13 protein-coding genes are annotated in these 16,274 nt (G+C 62.7%); 5 read left to right on the forward strand and 8 right to left on the reverse strand.

Annotation, left to right across the window (positions count from 1 at the left end; genetic code table 11):
* Positions 1 to 45: 45 nt before the first annotated feature.
* Both purN and purM read right to left on the reverse strand, forming a co-directional pair.
* The gene (purN, locus tag QM996_RS04600; RefSeq protein ID WP_500269484.1) at positions 46 to 714 is read right to left on the reverse strand and encodes a phosphoribosylglycinamide formyltransferase; all 669 of its coding nucleotides are present in this window, start codon (positions 712 to 714) and stop codon (positions 46 to 48) included.
* Positions 711 to 1,781, reverse strand: coding sequence for a phosphoribosylformylglycinamidine cyclo-ligase (gene purM / locus QM996_RS04605; RefSeq protein ID WP_173516099.1), 1,071 nt, complete (start codon positions 1,779 to 1,781; stop codon positions 711 to 713). The genes purN and purM overlap by 4 nt, the downstream gene beginning before the upstream one ends.
* Before the next feature lie 372 nt (positions 1,782 to 2,153).
* Between purM and QM996_RS04610 the strand changes: the two genes are divergently transcribed.
* The 4 genes from QM996_RS04610 (at position 2,154) to ppx (ending at position 7,777) form a co-directional block, all read left to right on the forward strand.
* On the forward strand, positions 2,154 to 3,275 hold the full coding sequence (locus QM996_RS04610) for an AI-2E family transporter (protein ID WP_500269485.1): 1,122 nt from the start codon (positions 2,154 to 2,156) through the stop codon (positions 3,273 to 3,275).
* A 26-nt stretch (positions 3,276 to 3,301) separates the two neighbouring features.
* A complete protein-coding gene (hdaA, locus tag QM996_RS04615; protein ID WP_500269486.1) occupies positions 3,302 to 3,991 on the forward strand; it encodes a DnaA/Hda family protein in 690 nt (229 codons plus the stop codon).
* Positions 3,992 to 4,055: 64 nt separating this feature from the next.
* A complete protein-coding gene (locus QM996_RS04620; protein ID WP_429808938.1) occupies positions 4,056 to 6,242 on the forward strand; it encodes an RNA degradosome polyphosphate kinase in 2,187 nt (728 codons plus the stop codon).
* 11 nt (positions 6,243 to 6,253) lie between these two features.
* Positions 6,254 to 7,777: a Ppx/GppA family phosphatase gene (gene ppx, locus QM996_RS04625; protein ID WP_500269487.1), complete on the forward strand. Its 1,524-nt coding sequence runs from the start codon at positions 6,254 to 6,256 to the stop codon at positions 7,775 to 7,777.
* A 166-nt stretch (positions 7,778 to 7,943) separates the two neighbouring features.
* Here the strand turns inward: ppx and QM996_RS04630 are convergent, their stop codons facing one another.
* Both QM996_RS04630 and QM996_RS04635 read right to left on the reverse strand, forming a co-directional pair.
* Positions 7,944 to 9,302, reverse strand: coding sequence for an esterase-like activity of phytase family protein (locus tag QM996_RS04630; protein ID WP_500269488.1), 1,359 nt, complete (start codon positions 9,300 to 9,302; stop codon positions 7,944 to 7,946).
* A gap of 200 nt (positions 9,303 to 9,502) precedes the next feature.
* Positions 9,503 to 10,399, reverse strand: coding sequence for an AraC family transcriptional regulator (locus tag QM996_RS04635; protein ID WP_500269489.1), 897 nt, complete (start codon positions 10,397 to 10,399; stop codon positions 9,503 to 9,505).
* Here QM996_RS04635 and QM996_RS04640 point away from each other — a divergent pair.
* Complete coding sequence (locus tag QM996_RS04640) at positions 10,398 to 10,805, forward strand: DUF2000 family protein (RefSeq protein WP_500269490.1); 408 nt, start codon at positions 10,398 to 10,400, stop codon at positions 10,803 to 10,805. The two genes, QM996_RS04635 and QM996_RS04640, sit on opposite strands and share 2 nt — an antisense overlap.
* Positions 10,806 to 10,827: 22 nt before the next feature.
* Here QM996_RS04640 and QM996_RS04645 read toward each other — a convergent pair whose 3' ends face one another.
* The 4 genes from QM996_RS04645 to QM996_RS04660 all read right to left on the reverse strand — a co-directional run bounded on the left by QM996_RS04645 (position 10,828) and on the right by QM996_RS04660 (position 16,067).
* On the reverse strand, positions 10,828 to 11,880 hold the full coding sequence (locus QM996_RS04645; RefSeq protein ID WP_500269491.1) for an adenylate/guanylate cyclase domain-containing protein: 1,053 nt from the start codon (positions 11,878 to 11,880) through the stop codon (positions 10,828 to 10,830).
* Positions 11,881 to 12,045: 165 nt separating this feature from the next.
* Positions 12,046 to 13,197 carry a ribonuclease D gene (rnd, locus tag QM996_RS04650; RefSeq protein WP_500269492.1) on the reverse strand — a complete coding sequence of 384 codons (1,152 nt, stop codon included), beginning with the start codon at positions 13,195 to 13,197 and terminating at the stop codon, positions 12,046 to 12,048.
* 77 nt (positions 13,198 to 13,274) lie between these two features.
* Entirely contained in the window at positions 13,275 to 14,675 is a 1,401-nt protein-coding gene (locus QM996_RS04655) for a multicopper oxidase domain-containing protein (protein ID WP_500269493.1), read from the reverse strand.
* Positions 14,676 to 14,825: 150 nt separating this feature from the next.
* Entirely contained in the window at positions 14,826 to 16,067 is a 1,242-nt protein-coding gene (locus QM996_RS04660; protein ID WP_500269494.1) for an MFS transporter, read from the reverse strand.
* Between the last annotated feature and the right edge of the window lie 207 nt (positions 16,068 to 16,274).

The raw sequence follows: 16,274 nt of genomic DNA on the forward strand, positions 1-16,274 counted from the left end.
GCCAAGCTCGCTACGACTGCTGTCGCTCACGACAGCCACGGACGATCACGCCGCCGGCGAAATCAGCGTGCCCGTTGCCTCGCGAGCGCCATCGATCACCGCGCGGCCGCCTTCCATGCGCACCTTGCCCTCGGCCATCATCCGCAGCGCCATCGGATAGGTGCGGTGCTCGACGGTCAGCACCCGTGCAGCAAGGCTGTCGGACGTATCGCCAGGGAGAACTGGCACGACCGCCTGGGCGAGGATCGGGCCATCGTCCATGCCTTCGGTGACGAAGTGCACGGTGCAGCCGGCGACCTTCATGCCGGCGTCGATTGCGCGCTGATGGGTGTGCAAGCCCGGAAACAGCGGCAGCAGGGAGGGGTGGATGTTGAGAATCCGCCCTTCATGGCGCTGGATGAACGTCGCGGAGAGCAGCCGCATGTAGCCAGCCAGGCAGATGATGTCGGGCGACAGGCGATCGAGTTCGGCAAGGATCGCCGCCTCGTGCGCGTCCTTGCTGTCGAAATCCTTGCGCTGGAAGCTCTTCGTCGGAATGCCGAGCGCCGCCGCCTTGGCGAGCCCACCGGCATCCGCCTTGTCGGCGATGACGGCGACGATTTCGGCCGGGAAATCCGGTTCGGCGGCCGCCTTCGCAAGCGCCAGCATGTTGGAGCCGCCGCCCGAAATGAAGACGACGACCCGCTTCTTGCCCGTCGTGACCTCAGTCGTCATAGGGCGAGGCTGCCCTTGTAGATCGTGCCGGCAGCACCTTCGGCGCGCGCGACCATCCGGCCGAGGGTGAAGACGGTTTCACCTTCGCCGGTCAGCACCGCCGAAACCTCTGCGGCCTTGTCGGCCGGAACGACGACGATCATGCCGACGCCGCAATTGAAGGTGCGCAGCATTTCATTGGCGGCGACGCCGCCGGTCTGGGCGAGCCAGGAGAAGACCTTTGGCGCCTTGATCGCATCAAGGTCGATTTCGGCCGCCAGGTGCTTCGGCAGCACACGCGGAATGTTCTCGGGGAAGCCGCCGCCGGTGATATGGGCGAGCGCCTTGATCGCACCGGTCTCGCGGATCGCCTTCAAGAGCGGCTTCACATAGATCCGTGTCGGCGTCATCAGGAGGTCGGCGAGCGTGCCTTCGCCGAACGGGGCCGGGGCATCCCAGGCGAGGCCCGAGAGCGAAACGATCTTGCGTACCAGCGAATAGCCGTTGGAATGAACGCCCGACGAGGCGAGGCCGAGAATGACGTCGCCTTCGCCGATGTCGCCGGCGGGAAGCAACTGACCGCGTTCGGCAGCGCCGACGGCAAAGCCCGCAAGATCATAGTCGCCGCCGGAATACATGCCCGGCATTTCCGCGGTCTCGCCGCCGATCAGCGCGCAGCCCGCTTCCCGGCAACCGCTGGCAATGCCGGCGACGATGGCCGCACCCTGATCCGGGTCGAGCTTGCCGGTCGCGAAGTAATCGAGGAAGAACAGCGGCTCGGCGCCCTGAACCACCAGGTCGTTGACGCACATGGCGACGAGGTCGATCCCGACGGTGTCGTGCTTGTTGGCGTCGATGGCAATCTTGAGCTTGGTGCCGACGCCGTCATTGGCGGCAACCAGCACCGGGTCGGTGAAGCCCGCTGCCTTGAGATCGAAGAGGCCACCGAAGCCGCCGATCTCGCCGTCGGCTCCAGGGCGCCTGGTCGAGCGCACATGCGGCTTGATCTTCTCGACCATCAGGTTACCGGCGTCGATATCCACGCCCGCGTCGCTATAGGTGAGGCCGTTCTTTCCCGACTGGCTCATGCTCGTTCTCCAAGGCTCGTCGTGCGACAGGTAATTTGCGGATGCGATTGGCACGGCAGGCAAGGGAGTGCAAGCCGAGAGCTGTCGTCAACGGCGTTTTTTCAACATTTTGCCCATATCCCACGATGGAAGCGAGCGAGTATGGCTCCAAACCGCGCGCTCCCGCCCGGTTGGACTTGACCGGCGCCCGCGCCGCCCCCTATCTCCTTTGAAGGATTGTGATACGCGATCGGTGCGCGCGGGGCGCGCTAGAGCGGGATGAGAAGAAGTGCGTGCGGCTTTCCGCCCGCATCCCGCTCTCACTTATGAGAAACGATCACGATGATTTTGGGCCGATCCGACCTAAAATCATCGTGATCTAAAGGGAGCGTCATGGATATCAAGGTCAGCGGTTCCGGATTGCAGCGCCAGGTCATCTTCTGGCTGCTGGTGCTTGCCGCCTTCATTGCCTTCCTCATGGTTTTCAGCTCGATCCTGCTGCCGTTCCTTGCCGGCATGGCGCTTGCCTATTTCCTCGATCCGGTCGCCGACCGTCTCGAGCGGCTGGGCCTCAGCCGGCTGATGGCAACGGTCGTCATCCTGATCGGCTTCGTCGTCGTCTTCGTACTCGCACTGATGATCATCATTCCCGTGATCGTCAGTCAGGCCTCGGATTTCATCGCGAACATTCCAGGCTACGCCGCCAAGCTGCAGGTGCTCGTCAACGAAGCGCAGACACGGCTCATTCCGGATTGGCTGGCGAGCCAGATGCCGTCGCTGAAGCAAAGTTCCGGCAAGCTGCTGGAACAGGGAGCCGCCTTCCTGGGCACGCTCTTCCAGCAGATCTGGAACTCCGGCGTGGCTTTGCTCGACGTCATCTCGCTGCTTGTCGTCACCCCCGTCGTCGCCTTCTACATTCTGCTCGACTGGGACCGGATGGTCGAGAAGGTCGACAGCTGGGTGCCGCGCGACCATGTGACGACGGTGCGCCAGATCGCCCGAGACATGAATATGACGATCGCTGGTTTCGTGCGCGGGCAGGGTTCGCTTTGCGTCATTCTCGGCCTTTACTACGGTATCGGCCTGTCGCTCGTCGGTCTCAATTTCGGCCTGCTGATCGGTCTTTTCGCCGGCATGATCAGTTTCATTCCTTACGTCGGATCCCTGGTCGGCCTCGTGCTCGCCGTCGGCGTCGCCCTGGTGCAGTTCTGGCCGGACTATCTCTGGATCGGCCTCGTGCTGGCAGTCTTCTTCAGCGGCCAGTTCATGGAGGGCAACATCCTCCAGCCGAAGCTGGTGGGCAAAAGTGTCGGCCTGCATCCGGTCTGGCTGATGTTTGCCCTGCTTGCCTTCGGTGCGCTGTTCGGCTTCGTCGGTCTGCTGGTGGCGGTGCCGGCGGCAGCGGCCATCGGCGTGCTTGTTCGCTTCGGCATCCAGCGGTACCTTGATAGCGACCTCTATCACGGGCACGGCAAGGCCGTGGAAAAGAAGGCGAAGAGCGACAAGGCCGCCTGATTTCCGACGATTGTCCCGAGTACAGCATGACAAAACGCCCATTCGAACAAATACCCCTGGCCTTCGGCCACGACCCGGCGACGGGCCGTGAGGATCTGCTCGTTTCCGACCGGCTGAGCGCGGCGATCGCCATCGTCGACCACTGGCCGGATTGGCCGTCGCCGGTCGTCATCATCGCCGGGCCGGTCGGCTCCGGCAAATCGCATCTCGCCAGCATCTGGAAGGAACGCGCAGGAGCCGAGGTAATCCATCCGCTCGCCGGCTCCGATGCCGCGCTGATTGCGGCGGAAAAGCCTGTTCTCTTCGAGGACGCCGACCGGAGCACCTTCGACGACACCACGCTGTTTCACGTCATCAACAACGTGCGCCAGCACGGCACCGGCCTCTTGATGACGACGCGGCTCTGGCCGATGTCGTGGCCGGTAACGCTGCCGGATCTGCGCTCGCGCCTGAAGGCGGCGACCGTCGTCGAGATCGGCGAGCCGGATGACGAGTTGCTGACACAGGTGCTGATCAAGCTTTTCGCCGACCGCCAGCTCTTCGTCGACGAGCGGCTCGTCGGCTACATCGTCCAGCGCATGGAGCGGTCGCTCGAAGCAGCGCAGACGATCGTCGAGCGGATCGATCATCTGGCGCTCTCGCGCGGCACGAAGCTCAGCCGGACGCTTGCCTCCGAAGTTCTTGAAGAACTGGGGAATCAGCGGCGGTCCGATTGACTGTCACAGAACCGTCGTCAAACTGAGATAGCCGGTGCAACCGGAGCAATGGGATCGAATGAGCATGGATAACGCGGTATCGGCGGTGAACGAAAACCAGGCTGCGGCGGAGGAAGTCGATCTGCTGACCAGCCCGCAGCGCTTCATCAACCGCGAATTCTCCTGGCTGCAGTTCAATCGTCGCGTGCTTGAGGAGACGCTGAACACGGCCCATCCGCTGCTGGAGCGCATTCGCTTCCTGTCTATCTCCGCCGCCAACCTCGACGAGTTCTTCATGGTGCGCGTCGCGGGCCTCGAAGGACAGGTCCGCCAGGGCCTCGCCATGCGTTCGCCTGACGGCAAGACGCCGATCGAGCAGCTCGAAGACATTCTCAAGGAAATCGACAACCTGCAGATGGAGCAGCAGGCATCGCTCGCCGTGCTGCAGCAGTATCTCGCCAAGGAGGACATCCTGATCGTGCGTCCGGCGTCGCTTTCGGCGCAGGACAAGAGCTGGCTCGCCAACGAATTCGATCAGTCGATCTTTCCGGTGTTGACGCCACTGTCGATCGATCCGGCCCACCCGTTCCCGTTCATTCCGAACCTCGGCTTTTCGATGGGCTTGCAGCTCGTCAGCAAGACCGGCCGCGAGCCGATGACGGCGCTCCTGCGTTTGCCGGTGGCGCTCGATCGCTTCGTCCGGCTGCCCGACGTCAAGAACGTCATCCGCTACATCACGCTCGAGGATGTTGTCAGCCAGTTCATCGACCGGTTGTTCCCCGGCTACGAGGTGAAGGGTTCCGGTACGTTCCGCATCATTCGCGACAGTGATATCGAAGTGGAGGAAGAGGCCGAAGATCTGGTGCGCTTCTTCGAGACGGCGCTGAAACGCCGTCGCCGCGGATCGGTGATCCGCATCGAGACCGATTCGGAGATGCCGGCATCGCTGCGCCAATTCGTCGTGCAGGAACTCGGCGTTCCGGAAAACCGCATCGCCGTTCTGCCGGGACTGCTGGCGCTCAACACGCTTTCGGAAATCACCAAGGCGCCGCGCGACGACCTGCGCTTCGAGCCCTATAATCCGCGCTTTCCGGAACGGGTGCGCGAACACGCCGGCGATTGCCTTGCGGCGATCCGCGAAAAGGACATGGTCGTCCACCACCCCTATGAATCCTTCGACGTCGTCGTGCAGTTCCTGCTTCAGGCGGCGCGCGATCCTGATGTCGTCGCCATCAAGCAGACGCTCTACCGCACGTCGAATGACAGTCCGATCGTGCGTGCGTTGATCGACGCCGCCGAGGCCGGCAAGTCGGTAACCGCCCTGGTCGAGCTCAAGGCTCGCTTCGACGAGGAAGCCAATATCCGCTGGGCGCGCGACCTGGAACGCGCCGGCGTGCAGGTCGTCTTTGGCTTCATCGAACTGAAAACCCACGCCAAGATGTCGATGGTCGTGCGGCGCGAGGAGGGCAAGCTCAGGACCTATTGCCACCTGGGCACGGGCAACTATCACCCGGTGACGGCGAAGATCTACACGGACCTGTCGTTCTTCACCTGCAACCCGGTGATCGCCCATGACATGGCGAACATCTTCAACTTCATCACCGGCTATGGCGAGCCGGAGGCGGGCATGAAGCTGGCGGTTTCGCCGCATACGCTGCGCCCGCGTATTCTCAAGCACATCGATGAAGAGATCGAGCACGCCAAGGCCGGGCGCCCGGCGGCGATCTGGATGAAGATGAACTCGCTCGTCGATCCGGAAATCATCGACGCGCTCTACAAGGCGAGCCGCGCCGGGGTCGAGATCGACCTCGTGGTGCGCGGCATCTGCTGCCTGCGACCACAGGTTCCGGGGCTCTCCGACAACATCCGCGTCAAGTCCATCGTCGGCCGTTTCCTCGAGCATTCCCGCATATTCTGCTTTGGCAACGGTCACGGGCTTCCATCGGAAAATGCCCTTGTCTATATCGGCTCGGCGGATATGATGCCGCGCAATCTGGATCGGCGGGTCGAGACGCTCGTGCCTCTCATCAACCGGACTGTGCACGAACAGGTTCTGTCGCAGATCATGCTGGGCAATCTCATCGACAACCAGCAGAGCTACGAAATTCTTCCTGACGGCACCTCTCGTCGGATGGAAGTCGGCAAGGACGCCGAGCCTTTCAACGCACAGCACTATTTCATGACCAATCCCAGCCTCTCCGGCCGGGGCGAGGCCCTGAAGTCCAGCGCACCGAAGCTCATCGCCGGCTGGAAGAGCGGCTGGCACAAATAAACTGGAATTGCATGGTCGAATCTGAAGCGCAGGGGCGTCTGCCCGGCATCCGCCCGGTTTCCGTTATCGATATCGGTTCGAACTCCATCCGCCTTGTCGTCTACGAAGGCCTGAGCCGCTCGCCGGCCATGCTGTTCAACGAAAAGGTGATGTGCGGTCTCGGCAAGGGTATCGATGCCACCGGTCGCATGGACGAAGAAAGCGTCGAGCGTGCGCTCAAGGCGCTGCATCGCTTTCACGCGCTCTCGAAGCAGGCGCGTGCGACATCGATGTACGTGCTCGCCACCGCGGCCGCGCGCGAGGCCAGCAACGGCCCGGCTTTCATCGAAAAGGCGGAGGCGATCCTTGGTCACAAGGTCCGCATCCTCACCGGCGAGGAGGAGGCCTACTATTCCGCGATGGGCATCGTCAGCGGCTATCACGATCCTGATGGCGTCGTTGGCGACCTTGGCGGCGGCTCCCTTGAACTTGTCGACGTCTCGGGCACGAAGATCGGCAGGGGCATCACCCTGCCGCTCGGCGGCATCCGTCTGTTCGAACACAGCAACGGCTCGCTGACGAAAGCGCGCACCTGGGTGCGCAAGTTCATGAAGAACTCGGCTGTCCTGAAGACAGGCGCGGGGCGCACCTTCTATGCCGTCGGCGGCACATGGCGCTCGATCGCCAAGCTGCACATGGAAATCCGCGATTATCCGCTGCACATGATGCAGGGCTACGAGATTTCCTTTGACGAGGCGATGGCGCTCCTGCCGGAGGTGATCGAACCCAAGAACATCAAGCCCTCGGCCTATTCGACGATCTCGAAGAGCCGCCGCAGCCTTTTGCCCTTCGGGGCGATCGCCATGCAGGAAGCGCTCGCGATCATGGAGCCGGAGCGGATTTCGTTCTCCGCGCTCGGTGTGCGCGAAGGCTATCTGTTCTCGCTGCTGAAGCACGAGGAACGCGCCCAGGATCCGTTGCTGACGGCGGCGAACGAGATCGCCATCCTGCGCGCCCGCTCGCCCGTGCACGCCCGCGAACTGGCCGACTGGACCGGCCGCATGGTGCCGTTCTTCGGGATCGAGGAGACGGAAGAGGAAAGCCGTTACCGTCAGGCCGCCTGCCTGCTCGCCGATATCAGCTGGCGCGCGCACCCGGATTATCGCGGCCTGCAGGCACTGAACATCATCGCTCACTCGACCTTTTCGGGGATCACCCATGCGGGCCGCGCCTATATCGCGCTTGCCAACTACTACCGCTTCGAAGGGTTGAACGACGACGGCGCCACGAACGCGCTCGCTGGCATCACCACGCCGCGCTTGCTGGAACTGGCGAAGCTGCTCGGCGGCCTGCTGCGTGTCGCCTATCTCTTCTCCGCATCGATGCCTGGGATTGCGCGGAACCTGACGTTCCGCAGGTCGCCCCAGCCGGACGTGGATCTCGAAATCGTCGTTCCGGCCGCTTACTCGGAGTTTGCGGGCGAACGGCTGGATGGGCGCCTGCAGCAGCTTGGCAAGCTTACCGGCAAGCGGCTCGCTTTCCACTTCGAAAGCTGAAACCTTCAAAATCCGGGTTCAAATAAAAGGGCGCGCGAGCCCTACAGCGCCGCGCGTCTTGTCGGACGCGCAAAGGTCGCTGTAGCAGTCTGATTTGCTGCATGTTTTTATCCTTAAATCGGCAAACGATTTAAGGAAACATGCAGTGTTCGCGCGCCCTTGTCGCTTATTCGGCCTTCAGGAAATCGCCGACTTCGAGCAGCACGAACTCGTTGTCATCGGCCTTGTCGAGCGAGCGGCCGGCCGAGAACGGCAGGTTGTTATCATTGCCGACGATGATGTGGGTCGCATCGACGCGGTCAACATTTTCGATAGTAACGAAGGGCATGTCATAGAAGCCTTCGCCGCCGCCCTGGCGCTTCTTGTTGTCCGGGTCGGCAATCTTCAGCAGGTCGATGTAGCCGATCTTGCGCACGGCCTTGCCGACATTGCTGTCGTCGAAGGCGATCTTGTAGATGCGCTTGACCTTGGAGCCCGTGGCGAAGCAGTCGGGCTTCGGGTCCTTCGGATCGGCGCAGGCCTTGTCGACCGTGCCGGCGCCGTTGTCGCGTTCGATCACCAGCGCGGTCCTGTCATCGAGCATGTTGAAATCGCCGATCGCCTCGCCGCCTTCAGCCAGCGGATAGAGCCAGCTACGGCCGGTCCAGGCCTTGTTCGTGACATCGAGTTCGATGATGCGAAGGGCCGGGCGGCCTTCGGCCTGCTCGACCGTTTCGCTGTCCGTCCAGAGCGGGCCTTCGAGCAGGCCGTAGAGCTTGCTGCCATCCTTGGAAAGGGCCATGCCCTCATAGCCACCGGAGCGCTTCAGATTGAAGGCGGGCGTCTTCTTCGACGGATCGGCCTGCAGCGTCAGCGTCGGATTGTCGGGCGACATGACCGGCTTGCCGTTAACGGTCGTCGGGATGACGTCCGTCAGCTTGCCGTCAAGATCGAACTTGAGGATGTAGGGTCCGAACTCTTCACCGACCCAGAAGCCGTCGGCAACCGGCTGGATCGATTCGACGTCGAAGTCGGCGCCGGTGAGATAACGCTTGCCGGAGCCTTCCATGGCGATCGGGAAGGGCGCCTTCTTGTCCGGGTCTGTCAGGAACAGGGTCTTCAGCGCCTCGACCTTGCCGGCATCCCAGTCCATCTTCACATGGTGCAGCATCAGCATGGCATCGGAGGAGTTCAGCTTGTTGCCGAAGCCATTGTCGGAGAGGCTCCAGAAGGTGCCGTCTTCCATCGCCTTGATGCCGGAGAAACCCTGCATCGGCTGGCCATCGAAAGGCAGCGAAAGGCCGGTCGGACGAACGCCGTCCTTACCCGGAACGGTGCCCAGCGCCTCGGCGCGCTTGCGGTCCGGGGTGGTGAATTTGCCCGAGGTCTTCAGATAGTCAGGGGCGTCCGAGGGGGCAGCGATGATCGTGTTCGCGGGCAGGATCGCGTGGCCCTTCAGGGTTGCGGTGAAGGACTTTTGCTCGGCCGAAGCGGCCATCGTCATCAAAAGAGAAAGAGCCGCGGTGGCGAGAAGCGTTTTCGTCATGAAAGTCACCATGGGTTGGAGCCTCCTGCATGTCTTCCCAAATCACCCTCGATTTCAGGACAAAGGCATGCAGCCATTCAAAGTGCTACCTTTGCGCGTCCGATCGGACGCGCGGCGCTGTAGACGGCAACCCGATAGGCGGCTTTGATGACGGTTGGGTGATGCTTGCTTTACAGGCCGATGAAGCTTTGGTGACAGGCTCAGCCGGCGACGGCGAGGCTTGACCACCGCCCGGGCGTGATGCCGTAAGCGCGCTTGAAATGGCGGGTAAAATGCGCCTGATCGGCGAAGCCGGTCTCGAGCGCCGCGCCTGCAAGGCTTTCGCCCCTGGCGATCATCTGGCGGGCGCGCTCCAGCCGGCGCATCAAGAGATAGCGGTGCGGGCTGGTGCCGAGAACCTTGCGAAATTGCCGGGCGAGCGTAAAGCGATCAAGTCCGCTGATCGCCTCGAGTTCCAGCGATCCGACGGGCCGTTCGAGATTGGCGCGAAGGAATTCTGTTACCTCGAGAACGGCGTGCTTGTCAGCCTTTCCCGGCTTGATGTCCTTGGCGCCGGCGTGCCGGTAGAGGCCCTCGGCAATCCGCACAAGGATGTCGTCGAGCGCCAGCTCGTCAATGCCATTGTCGAGGTCCATCAACGCTTCCCCGACCGCCTGCCGCAAGGCCTCATCACCCACGACCGGTGCTGCGACGAAGGGCAGGGAGCGGCCCGTTTCGTCGAGCGCCGCAAGCAACCTTTCCGGCTGCAGATACATCATCCTGTAGCGTAGCCCCATCTCCGTTCCCGCGCCGCCATCGTGGACCTCGTCCGGGTGGAGGATGATGATGCTTCCAGGCTTGCTGAAGCGGCTTTCGCCCCGGTACTGAAACGTCTGAACGCCGCCCAGCGTCACGCCGATCGCATAGGTGTCGTGGCGGTGCGGCTCGAAGAATTTCCCGTGTAGCCGCGCTTCGATGCGCTCGATGCCGTCGACCGCCGGGGCGACGCGGATGCCGTCGCCGGGCGCGCCGCACAATCGTTCAAGATCGATCGCGGCATCCTCCGATAATGCGTCTTCCGGTACGCCCTGTCGGGCTGAAATGGAGATGACCGTCATGTTCGATACCAAATTTGCGATCGTATTGCGCGAGGACCTGGCAACCTGGCAGAAGCTGAACGTCACCGCCTTCCTCGCCACCGGTATTGCCGGGCAGAAGCCCGGTATCATCGGCGAAGATTATCGCGACGGCGCCGGCAACGTCTACAACGCCTTGAGCGTTCAGCCGATCATCGTACTTGCCGCAGATGGGAAGACGCTCGGCAACATTCAACGCCGGGCGATCGAGAGAGACGTACGGGCGTCGATCTATGTCGACGCGATGTTCGCCACCGGTCACGACAGCGCCAACCGCGCGGTCTTCGCAGAGACCAGCCCGGATGATGCCGCCGTTGCCGGCATCGCTATTCACGCGGACAAGAAGCTGGTCGACAAGATCACCAAGGGCGCAAAACTGCACGGCTGAAGCGGCTGCCGTCCAACGATGACTATTCTGCCGCACTGGGGGCGAGGACAGGCGTCGAGCCTCCGACACGCAGCGCCAGCACGCCGAGCTTCTGGCCGCGCCCCTTGACGGCGTGCTCGCCGAGATCCTCCACGCGGACATAGTGCGGAAGGCGCATCTTGCGGGCGAGATCGGTGGAGATCAGCACCTGGTGGCCGAGCGTCTTGCAGAAGCCTTCGAGCCGCGCGGTGGTGTTCACCGTGTCGCCGAAATAGGTGATCTTGTGCCGATCGAGGCCGATTTCGGCGGCGACGATGGTGCCGCCATGAAGGGCCGCGCGCAGGCGCGGGACTTCGCCGAATTCCTTCTGCCAGCGGTGCGCGTCCGCATCGATGATTTCCAGAATGTCGAAGACGCAATGGATGCAGGCCGCGTTGTTGGTGGCGCGGTCGAAAGGCCAGGTGATGACGGCGGCGTCGCCTACATAATCGTCGATCGACCCGCGATAGCGCAGCACGGGGTCGGCAATCGTCGCAAACAACTTGCCGAGATATTCCTGCATCCTGAGGTCGCCGTAGCGTTCGGCATAGGAGGTGGATCCGGCGAGGTCGATGAACAGGAAGACGCGCTCCTCCTGGATCGGTCTGCGGTAACGCCCCGTCAGGAGGCTTAAGAACACGTCGCGTCCAAGAAGTTCGCGGACCCTGAGGATGAAGACGAGCGAGCCCGAGATCGTCAGCGCATAGAGCAGCACCGTCTTGGAAGGCATTATCGCCTCCATCCAGTAGACATCTCCGAAAGCGCCGCTTGTCTGCATGATCAGACCGGCGGCCGCGTAACCGACGTCAAGAAGCACAAAGTAGATCGCAAGCGAGGCGACGAAAAACATCGGTGTCGAGAAGGCGTGAATCCGTCGGTTGAGGCGTCGGAAAATGATGCGCCGCTCGAACGCAATGATCGGAATGCACATGAACAGCGCATAGGTCGCGCCGATCAGCGCGCCTGTGCCATAGGCAATCCAGGCGTAGACTGCCCCGGCGGCCGCAACCACCAGGAGCAGGAGCAGTCCTTCGAAAGTGGAGAAACGCCAACGCATGCGGAAAGCCCCGGTACCGGAAGAAGCGGCATCCGTGTCAGCCGGCACTGTTAGCCGCGCCGGCTCCACGCCCTGTCACCTCGTTTGAGACGATGGTGGTTCTGTTCCGCCGGGCTTTCAGCTAGAGCCAGATTCGGGCGGAAACTTGGCTCCGCCCTTGTAGGCTCAGCCGCCGAGTTCCACCGTCTCGATCTTCTTGTCGACGAAACGAAGAGCCACTTCGCCGTTGATGAGCTTCAGCGCGGTCTCACCGAAGAGTTCGCGCCGCCAGCCCTTGAGCGCGCCGACATCGGCCTTCTCGCCTTCGGCAGCGATCTTGTCGAGATCGTCGCTGTTGGCGATGATCTTCGCGGCGACGCCCTGCCTTTCGGCGATGAGCTTCAAAAGCACCTTCAGCATTTCGCCGGCGGCAGCGGCACCTTCCGGCGTATGGCTCTGGCGCGGCAGTTTCGGCAGATCGGCCTTGGGGATCGCGAGCGCCTCGTTGACCGCTTCGATGACCGCAGTGCCGGCGCTGGAGCGTTCCCAGCCCTTGGGAATGGTCCTGAGCCGTGCCAGGGCTTCCGCGTCCTTCGGCTGCTGCTGGGCGATCTCGTAGATGGCGTCGTCCTTCAGGATGCGGCCGCGCGGCACGTTGCGGGCGCGTGCCTCGCGCTCGCGCCAGGCGGCGACGGTCTTGAGGGTGGCGAGTTCGATCGGTTTCTTGACGCGCATCTTCAGACGCTGCCAGGCGTCGTCCGGATGCAGGTCGTAGGTGTCACGCGCTTCGAGAATCGCCATCTCCTCGGTCAGCCACAGCGAGCGCCCCTCGCGCTCCAGCTCGGCGGCCAAGTATTTGTAAATGTCGCGCAGATGCGTGACGTCGGCGAGCGCGTAGTCGAGCTGCTTGTCGGTCAGCGGCCGGCGGCTCCAGTCGGTGAAGCGCGAAGACTTGTCGATCTGGGTGCCGGTGACGCGGTTGACGAGCTGGTCATAGGAGACGCTGTCGCCGAACCCGCAAACCATGGCCGCAACCTGCGTGTCGAAGATCGGGTGCGGAATGAGGTTGCCGAGATGGAAAATGATCTCGATGTCCTGACGCGCGGCATGGAATACCTTGATGACTTCAGGATTGGCCATCAGCGCGAAGAAGGGCGAAAGATCGATGCCTTTGGCCATCGGATCGACGATGACGGCGAGATCCGGACTCGCCATCTGGATCAGGCAGAGCTCTGGCCAGAAGGTCGTCTCACGCAGGAATTCAGTATCGATCGTAATATAATTTGAGCGGGCCAGTTGTTGGCACGCCGCCTCAAGGTCTGCGGTTGTTTCAATCATCAGATTTAAATCACTATGGCAAAAATGCGGCTTACATTTTCGTGTAGCCCGTCGCGCCATCTGTCACAATCGAAATCTCAGACGATCTTGAAATAACCCGTCATGCCGGTCTTCTGGTGCTCGATGATGTGGCAATGAATAACCCAGTCGCCCGGATTGTCGGCCACAAGCGCCAGTTCCGCCTGTTCGTCGGGCAAAAGCAGGATCGTATCGGTCTGCGGCGGCAGGAATGTCCGCTTGTTGGAATTGAGGATGCGGAAGCTCAGGCCGTGCAGATGGATTGGATGGGCGTGCGGCGTCCGGTTGGCGACCTGCAGGACATAGCTCTTGCCGAGCTTCATCTCCTCGATCGGCGCGATCGGATCCGGCGTGTCGCCTGGCCACGGCACCTTGTCGATCGCCCAGAACGTATAGCCGAGCGAGCCGCAGATCGAGGCGGCAGCCTTATGTTCGGCCGTTGCCGTCAGTTCGATCGGCACGCGGATCGCGGTGGACAGGTCCGCCTCGGAGATCGGATTGGCGGGCAGGGGGGTGACCTCGCGGAGGTCGCGTTTCAGCGAAGAGCCGGCCGCACGGAAACGCGCGATGGTCCAGGGGTGCGATCCGCGGAAATTGCCGAGCACGACCGTCTGGCCCTCTCCATCGGGCATGCGCACGACAAGATCGACGCGCTGGCCGGGGCCGAAGTCGTAGCGATCGAGCGCGAAAGGCTTGTCGACCGGGTTGCCGTCGAGCGCGATCACCATCGCCTCGGCACCATCGAGGCCGATCGTATAGATGCGGGTGACGTCGGTTGCGGCGATGCGCACGCGCACCAGCCCGCCGGCTGGCGCATCATAGGTCGGTTCCTGCTGCCAGTTGGCGGTGCGCACCGTGCCGTAGGTGCCGCCACGCGCGGCGTCGCGCGGCTTGAACGGATCGATGAAGGCGCCGCCTGTGCCAAGCCGCCAGTCGCGCAGGTTGAGTACGATCTCGGCATCGAACACCGGATCCTCCGGATTCTCGACGACGATGACACCGGTCAGGCCGGCGCCCATCTGCGTCAGCGTGTTGCAGTGCGGGTGGTACCAGAAGGTACCAGCATCCGGCGGCGTGATGAGATAGTCGAAGCGATCGCCCGGATAGACATAGGGTTGCGTCAGCTCAGGCACGCCGTCCATGGCGTTGGCGATGCGAAGCCCGTGCCAGTGCACCGTCGTCGGCTCGTCCAGCCGGTTGAGGAGGCGGGCGGCGTAGGGCTCGCCCTTGCGCATGCGCAGGACCGGGGGCATGCCGCCGTTTTCAGCCTCTCCCAACCCATAGGTCATCATTTTCGGTGTGATGCCGTCGGTGGCGATCTGCGCTTTGGTAAACTGCGCCGTCAGGATCTGCGGATCGGGTGCCGTGCCGGCGCGCGCCGCCATGCCGGCGCCGAGCGCAAAGGCACCTCCGAGGGCGGCGGAACCTTGAAGGAAGGTGCGGCGACTGATGGCGGGCATTCAGGCAATCTCGGCAACTGGTTGGATCACGTTAGAGCGGGATGCGGGCGGAAAACCGCAAACACTTTCCCTCATCCCGCTCTGGCGCCGGTTCTAAACCTGATCGCTGCATTCAGCAATTATCCGGACTGCGCGCATCTTGCCGCAGGGTCAGTCGTCCTTGCGCCTGTGGTTGTTGCCGGCGGCGAGCTTGTTGAAGAAGGACGAGGTGCGCAGAAGGTTGCGGAACGGCATGGCGCGCGCCTCCGTAGGCACCGGCCCGCGGGCCGTCATGCGCTGCAAGGTGTAGAGCATGAACAGGAAGAGGACGGCGGCCGTGTAGATGAAGAGCGCCTGAGGCCCGAAGATATCGAGCAGAAACGAGGCAAACAGCGGCCCAATGATCGCGCCGAGCGACCAGAAGAACAGCATACCTGCCGAAACCAGTGCATGTTGGCCCTCCGCGGCATGGTCGTTGGCATGGGCCGAGCAGAGCGAATAGAGCGGCATTGCAAAGGCGCCGAAAAGGAAGATGCCGGCAAAGTTCAGCCACTCGTCGTTGCCGGCGCCGAAGGCCAGGAACAGGCCGGCCAGCAACGAGCCGAAGGTGGCGACCAGGATGATCAGCCGGCGGTCGAGCCGGTCGGAATAGTGACCGAGCGGATACTGCAGCACGACGCCGCCAATGATGCCGGCGCTCATGAAGGTCGCGATGGCCGTCACGGAGAGACCGATGCCCTGGCCATAGATCGGGCCGAGCGAGCGAAAGGCGGCGTTGGTCAGGCCGACGACGATGCAGCCGATGGTCGCGAGCGGCGAGATGTTCCAGAGCGCTTTCACATCGAAGCGGATCGCTTCCGGGGCCACGGGGCTCGACCGGTCGGCGAAGGAGATCGGGACCAGCGACAGCGTCAGAGCCATGGAGATGATGGCGAAGAGTTCGAAGCCCTCGAGGCCGATGCCGGGGATGACATATTGCGCTGCCGTCACCGATCCGAGATCGACGAGGCGATAGACCGAAAGCGTGCGCGCCCGGTTGGCATTGGTGACGCTGGCGTTCAGCCAGCTTTCGACGGTCGCGAACAGGCAGGCAAAACAGATGCCGGCGAGCAGCCGCATCAGGAACCACATCAGCGGATTGATGACGAGCACCATGGAGATCGCCGCGGCCGATGCGATCGCAGCCATTGCCGAGAAGGTGCGGATGTGGCCGATGGCGCGCAGGATGCGCGTGACATAGACGCAGCCGAGCGCGAAGCCGATATTGTAGCCGGCGCCGATCACACCGATCAGGGATGTCGAAAATCCCTCTTCCAATGCACGAAGCGAGATGAAGGTGCCCTGCAGGCCATTGCCGCCGATGAGGATGCCTGCGGTAACGAGAAGGGGGATGAGCGGGCGAATCTGAGACATGGGGCAGGCGACATCCGGAAATCGGCCGCGACTCGAGGGATCGTTGCGGGCCTCAAATGTGTAGCCCCGCATTCTGCTGCCGGACAGCCCCGAATTGTGACGATTGCCATTCTTTTCGCGGCATTTCGGCAGGCTCTTGTTCGAGCACGGCCTTGGACTGGCCGTTTCCTTCGTCTACAACGCGCCTCCATCGGGGGCGGCAGCGGT

The sequence above is a fragment of the Sinorhizobium chiapasense genome, assembly GCF_045277575.1.
GTDB classification, from domain to species: Bacteria; Pseudomonadota; Alphaproteobacteria; order Rhizobiales; family Rhizobiaceae; genus Ensifer; species Ensifer chiapasense_A.